Genomic DNA, 1,316 nt, shown 5'->3' on the forward strand with positions numbered 1-1,316 from the left:
AGCGGCGATGATGCGGCGGGTGTTCTTCATGGTCGGACCTCCATTCGGTGCGTCGGAAGACTGGGCGTCGACGCGTGTTCCTTGTTTCGTTGGGCTCACTTTAGCGCCCGGTGAATGGACCCGCATCCGCCTCCGTAAAGCCCTCTTTACACTCCCTCAGGATCGCTTTTTCCGAAATTTTCCGCAGTAGGCGGTTTCGCCTAGACGCGTAGGCTTCGAGACGCAAAGAACCCGCCGGGAGCCCAGCTCCCGAGCGGGTTCTTTTTGCATTTGGAAACACTCGGCCGCGCGAACTTAACCGTCCGCACGGACCGGGCGCAACGGGCAACTTACTTCGAGAACGCGAGGTTCGGGTCCACGGGGAGCGCCCGGTAGCCGAACGTGCCCTTGAACTTCATTTCAACCACGGGCTCCTTCTCGCCCCAGCGGAATTCGGTCAGCACCGGCGCGCCGCCCTCGGGGGTGCCCACGCCGATCGACGCCCAATAGACGACGACCGAATCCTTGTCCTTCTTGTACTCGACCGAAGACGTGATCGGGCTGTAGAGCTCGTGACCGCGCTTCTCGCCGTAGCTCCAAACCTGCTCGACCGTCATCTTCTTCTGGTCGATCTTGTAGACGACCGCACGGCTGTACTTTTCCTTGGGGTCGTCGGGCTGGCGGAAGCCGCGGCCGTCGCCGTTGTCGAAGACGGAGAGGTAGAGGACGTCGTCCTTGCTCATCTCGTCGATCTTCCAGCCGGTGTGCTGCGTCCACGTCCAGTCGAAGCCCCCTTCGCAGACGCCGAGGCGGCACTTCAAGGGTTCGCCCTTGGCGTTGACGGGCGTGAGGATCTTCGAGCGGTACTTTTCGGCCCAGCCGTTCGGAGCGGAGAGGATCCACTTCACTTCCTTGTCGCGGCCGATCTTGATGACGGAGGACTGGTGGCGGGACGACAGGATGATGCTGTCGTCCTCTTCGTCGTAGTCGACCGAGTTGACGTGCGCCCAGTTGCGCCCGGCGCCCGTCCCGGCGATGTCGCCGAATTCGTGCTCGGCCTCAAGCTTCGCCAGCTGTTCGGCGGTCAGCGTCTGGCCGGACTTCTCCAGGTCGATGTTGAGGCAGACCGCGCCCTGGTCGATCGACTTCAGGACGATGTTCCGCTGCGGATCGAGGATGTCGAAGAGGCGCCATTCGTCCGTGACGTTCCCGTCGCGGTCGACTTCGATGATCACGTCGCGCACCGTGCGCACGTGCGTGTCGTCCGCGCGGCGCAGGTCGGAACTCGCCACGCGCAGGAAGTAGCGGCCGTCGGGCCCCGGGGCCATCGCGTGGCT

The 1,316-nt window shown here is 63.5% G+C and carries 2 protein-coding genes; one reads left to right on the top strand and one right to left on the bottom strand.

Annotated elements, in window-relative coordinates:
• On the top strand, positions 1 to 190 hold a 190-nt coding region (locus HMPREF9440_RS11715; protein WP_216586077.1), incomplete at its 5' end, for a hypothetical protein.
• Positions 191 to 329: 139 nt separating this feature from the next.
• Here the strand turns inward: HMPREF9440_RS11715 and HMPREF9440_RS12215 are convergent.
• On the bottom strand, positions 330 to 1,316 hold a 987-nt coding region (locus HMPREF9440_RS12215; protein ID WP_040765316.1), incomplete at its 5' end, for an aryl-sulfate sulfotransferase.

The organism is Sutterella parvirubra YIT 11816, from assembly GCF_000250875.1.
Taxonomy (GTDB): Bacteria; Pseudomonadota; Gammaproteobacteria; order Burkholderiales; family Burkholderiaceae_F; genus Sutterella; species Sutterella parvirubra.